Source organism: Methylomonas rivi, assembly GCF_024505165.1.
In the GTDB taxonomy this organism is placed as follows: Bacteria; Pseudomonadota; Gammaproteobacteria; order Methylococcales; family Methylomonadaceae; genus Methylomonas; species Methylomonas rivi.
This window is the reverse complement of record NZ_JANIBK010000213.1, coordinates 1-4,689: the sequence shown is the minus strand read 5'-3', so window position 1 is coordinate 4,689 and position 4,689 is coordinate 1. Positions and strand designations below refer to the sequence as shown.

The window sequence follows — 4,689 nt, the reverse complement described above, 5'->3', positions numbered from 1 at the left end:
AGCGTTTCCGGCGGATAAGCTTCGATTTGCCGGAAACGCTACGCTTATTCCGGCCTACCTCTCTAAAACAAAAACAGCCTTCGCAAGCGAAGGCTGTGGTAAAACCGCGCATCCTTGCGCGCCAACCTGCTAACCGCTTATTACATCGGTTTGCTGGTGTTGGTAGACGATTTGATGACAGGCACTTGGCAGTTGCTCAAGGTACCGGCTACAGCGTGCGAATAAGGCATCACGGGAGCGGACAGGTTCAGGTTTTCGGTGAAAGGATGGTTGTTACCGATCGCCAGATAACCTGCAGGACCGAAAGGATGTACGAAGTCAGGGTTCAATACGGTACCCAAAATGCTAGGCGAACTGGCGTCGGTCGCTATTTTTTGGATGACGGTTTTCTTGTCCTGGCTGATCGCTTTACGCCATTGGATAGTTTGCTCCACCCAATCCATGTATTTGCCGCGGAAAGCGTTTTCCAGAGTTGGTGCCACGCCGTCGACCTTCACGAAACGGTAATGTTTGCGTTTTGGGTCCGAATCTACCCGGGCGTTGTTTTCGGTACTTTGCATGCCGATGGCCCAGCCTTTCGCCAATGCGCTGTTGTTAGCGTTATTGAATACGTCCGGGTTGGTAGAAGTAATGGTTTTGGCGTTGTTTTCGCCGTCGGCAAAGTCTTCCAGGCACAATTCCATATCGCCGGAACCGCTGACTTCATGCTTGACCGGACCGGCCAGATTGCTACCGGCCCAATCCGGATCCAGACCCGCGGTGCTGCAAGGGTTGTTCAGGAACTTGGCGTACATTTGCGCGCCTGTGCCGGAACCGTCTATGCGTTTGCAGAAATGCAGCTTGGTGTCGGTAGGGGTGACGTTTCTAACCACGCCGTCGCCGGAATCGTAGGTCATACCGGCAGTCAGGGCAGTCAAGGCAGTGCCGTTGATTTTGAATTCGCTCCAGCGTTTGATCTGGCCCGAGATCAATTCGGCCACTTGTTGCTTGGTCAGGTTAGGCATACAGGCTTCGGTATAGGCACCCACCGCGCAGCTGCCGCCGTCCGCGACCAGCAAGCCTTGGGCTTTTTGCAGGGCTACATACAGGTTGTCGGACACAGGCACGCCGAACAATAATGCCGCGGCGGGCACCACGTCCAAGGCCGCATCGGCCGCGGCCGGGTCAACCGCGCCGGCGTTGGACGGTTTGTTGGGGCCGGTGAACAGTTTAGGCTCGACATCGGACACGCCGGCATCGGAGACCTGGTTGGTCAGGTTGGCGCCTTGAGCGTTGCAAAACCAAGTATTGGTCACGCCTTGCTGGGTGCAATTGCCGTTATCGATACGCATGGCGGCAATCGCCACGCCGTCGATCAAGGGGTTAACGCCTTGCGCGGAACCGCCTTGCGAACGCTTGTGCAACAATACCTTGGCGCTAGCCACCGGGTTGCCGTTGACGGACAAGCCAGGGACGTTGGTGGAATTCAGCGTGCAGAAAAACGCGGTATGGTCCTTGCCTTCGGAACCGGCCTTATTGTTGTCCTTGAATACGTCCAGAGTACCGGCATCGCACAAGTTCTCGAATAAAGCGGCAATACCCTTGTCCTGCGCGGTGGCGCCGGACATGAAAATTTCCAGGTCGGGAGTGGTGGCGGGAGCCAGCGCAAACGATGCTTGCGAGAAACCCAGTAAAGAAACGGCGGCAATCGCGGCCGGCAATACTTGCTTTTTCATGTTAAACCTCATTGATTAGAAAACAGGAATCGGCGCTGTGTTGTCCTTAAAACAGGCCGACTCGAAATGCGTTAAGCCGCGATAACTTTGCGGCGACCTACACCCAGCATGCCCATCAGAGCCGCGCCGAACATCCATACCGCGCCAGGCAGCGGCACGGTAGAAGTCGTATAAGTCAAGCTGCCGGTGTTGCCGGTCAAGTCCAGTTTCCAGCTGCCGGCAAACACTTCCAACTCGCCGGTGTCAAATAAACCGTCTTCGGCATTCACTTTTTCGTGCACGAAAGCCAGAGCGGCGCCCAATTGGCCTTGCGCAACGAAAGGCAGAGCAGTTTGGAAATCGTTGCCGTAAACCGCTGTATAACCCAATTGGCCGACGGTTTTGAACGTGCTCAGGTTGTTGGCATTGGCGTCTTGAGTTTGAATTGCAGAAACCAGACCATTCCATTTACCCATGGTGTTGCTGATGTCGGCAGCGTTGTCATCGATCGCCGCCGGTGCGTTGGTTACGGAAGTCGTGTAAAAACCGAAGATTGGCAGATCGGTTTCTTCATTCAACAGACCATGACCGCCAGAAACACCCCAAGTCACGTTATCGCCCGCTGTGTAAGCGGAAGCAAAGCTTTGGAAGTTATTGTCGTTCAGCGCGAAAGACAAAGGTTGGCTTGGGTTGGCCAAAAATTGCGCGATGGTGACACCCAAATCCAGCGTGTAGCTGTTTTGCGCGGTGTAGTTGACCACGTTCAACAACAACTCGCTACCGTCGGCGGTTGCATCGCCGATGGCTTGAATACGCGCTTCCGCAACACCGGTCATGGACATGGCGATCGCCGCAACGGCAACCGATTTAGCTAAAATTTTCATAAAATCCTCATGTTTAAATTGTTTAAGTACATAAGGTGACAGCCCGGCCGTCTTGAATAGCGGTCCCTGTCATTGCCGCCCAAGGGCGGCAAGCCCCGTTTCAGGCTACTCGCAAGCGAGCATGACTAACCCTTCAAGACCCGTGACTTTCCGTCCCCGCCTCGCGACGGGTTTGGCTTTTACACGCTTTTCCATCTATCACTCAAAGAGTGGCGCTTCCCCGCTACCATTTTTTGAATTCCCCCAACTCCGACTCCCTAACCCTCTCCCTTGCCGCTCCCTCTGCGTGCCGTCCTTGCTCCCTGGTTTCTCCCGATCCTTAGGTTAAGGGCGCTGCATCAGTGCCCTTAACCGTTGGGCATATTGTTTCAAAGCAAATGCGTGGTTTCAGTTACAGGTCGATTACAGTTTCGAAAATCGTAATACATTGGTATGACAACACAGGCGCGACGAGGCTTTCGGGCTGTAGGCCGGAATAAGCCGATAGGCGTTTCCGGCGGACAGGCCTCGATTTGCCGGAAACGCGAAGCTTAATTCTGCCCTATGGGTATTCCGGCTTACGGTTTACACTCTCCGACAATACCTACCCGTGCCACCACCGTAGGCCGGAATAAGCCGCTAGGCGTTTCCGGCGGATAGGCTACGATTTGCCGGAAACGCCAAGCTTATTCCGGCCTACGATTTACGGACCCACGCCTTAAACTTGCCGAAAATACCTACCCGCGCTACCACCGTAGGCCGGAATAAGCCGATAGGCGTTTCCGGCGGACAGACTTGTGCCCTATGGGTATCCGGCCTACGGTTTACGGACCTACGCCTTAAACTTGCCGAAAGCAGTTTCAGGCGCTAGGCTGACAATCTATTTTTCAGCCCAAGCTTGCAGCATGAGCAACTACCGGCGTTTATATATTCCAGGCGGCACTTATTTTTTTACCGTGGTGGCTTATCGCCGCCAAACGGTTTTTGCCGATGAACAACGGGTAAACCTGCTTCGGCAAGCTTTTCGGGAGGTTCAAAGCAAACGGCCTTTCGATCTGTTGGCGGCGGTGGTTTTGCCGGATCACCTGCATTGCATATGGCGATTGCCCTTGGACGACGCCGACTTTTCCAGCCGCTGGCAAATGGTGAAGACGGCGTTTTCGCGGCGTATTCCCGCCAATGTCAAAATGGACGGCGCTAAAACCGTTTGGCAACCGCGCTTTTACGAACATTGCCTGCGCGACGAAAACGACTTTCACCGCCACCTGGATTACCTACATTACAATCCGGTCAAGCATGGTTTGGCATCTTCCGCCGCCGACTGGCCGCACAGTTCTTTTAAACGTTTCGTCAACATGGGTTGGTATGCCAGCAATTGGAGCGCTATTGGAGCCGATCCGGACGATATTGAGCCGGAATAGATTCGTCGGACGGAATAAGCCGACAGGCGTTTGCGGCGGATAGGCCTCGATTTGCCGGAAACGCGAAGCTTATTCCGGCCTACGGTTTACACTCTCCGACAATACCTACCCGCGCCACCACCGTAGGCCGGAATAGCCGCCAGGCGTTTCCGGCGGATAAGCCTCGATTTGCCGGAAACGCGAAGCTTATTCCGGCCTACGGTTTACACTCTCCGACAATACCTACCCGCGCCACCACTGTAGGCCGGAATAAGCCGCTAGGCGTTTCCGGCGGATAGGCTCCGATTTGCCGGAAACGCGAAGCTTATTCCGGCCTACGGTTTACACTCTCCGACAATACCTACCCGCGCCACCACCGTAGGCCGGAATAAGCCGCCAGGCGTTTCCGGCGGACAGGCTCCGATTTGCCGGAAACGCTTTGCTTATTCCGGCCTACGGTTTATCGCGTTTAAGGTCAGCGTGCCGTCCAACAAGGCGCTGTCGGCCGCATGCCGTTGCATATCCAGTTTCGTCACCGCAACCCCATGCTGTTGCTGCAATACCGCCAGCCAATAAGCCAATTTGTCGAACGGGATTCGTTGCAGTTCAAGTTCGATACTCTCCGCCGTATCCGCTTGCCGCTTGCCGATATACGTTTCAAGACCCAGTTGCCGGCTGCTGTCGGCAATGGCCGCCGCCGGCTCCATGGGCGACGCGGCGGTTTGGTCGCCC

Annotated in this window: 4 protein-coding genes; 1 reads left to right on the top strand and 3 read right to left on the bottom strand. The window is 55.1% G+C overall.

All coding sequences use genetic code 11. The features are described 5' to 3' along the window. Window positions 1-140: 140 nt before the first annotated feature. Window positions 141-1,715, bottom strand: a complete 1,575-nt coding sequence (locus NP596_RS19885; protein ID WP_256617137.1) for a hypothetical protein — start codon at window positions 1,713-1,715, stop codon at window positions 141-143. A 71-nt stretch (window positions 1,716-1,786) separates the two neighbouring features. Then, entirely contained in the window at window positions 1,787-2,578 is a 792-nt protein-coding gene (locus NP596_RS19880) for a VPLPA-CTERM sorting domain-containing protein (RefSeq protein ID WP_256617136.1), read from the bottom strand. 884 nt (window positions 2,579-3,462) lie between these two features. On the opposite strand from NP596_RS19880, the gene NP596_RS19875 reads away from it, so the two are divergent. Beyond that, entirely contained in the window at window positions 3,463-3,978 is a 516-nt protein-coding gene (locus tag NP596_RS19875) for an REP-associated tyrosine transposase (protein WP_256617135.1), read from the top strand. Window positions 3,979-4,400: 422 nt separating this feature from the next. Here NP596_RS19875 and gspM read toward each other — a convergent pair. After that, window positions 4,401-4,689, bottom strand: a 289-nt coding sequence (gspM, locus tag NP596_RS19870) for a type II secretion system protein GspM (RefSeq protein WP_256617134.1), incomplete at its 5' end; no start/stop codon positions are given.

What these genes read in the sequence shown, in the direction of transcription:
- NP596_RS19880 (WP_256617136.1), bottom strand. Translation starts at nt 2,578, where the DNA reads ATGAAAATTTTAGCTAAATCGGTTGCCGTTGCGGCGATCGCCATGTCC.
- NP596_RS19875 (WP_256617135.1), top strand. Translation starts at nt 3,463, where the DNA reads ATGAGCAACTACCGGCGTTTATATATTCCAGGCGGCACTTATTTTTTT.
- NP596_RS19885 (WP_256617137.1), bottom strand. Translation starts at nt 1,715, where the DNA reads ATGAAAAAGCAAGTATTGCCGGCCGCGATTGCCGCCGTTTCTTTACTG.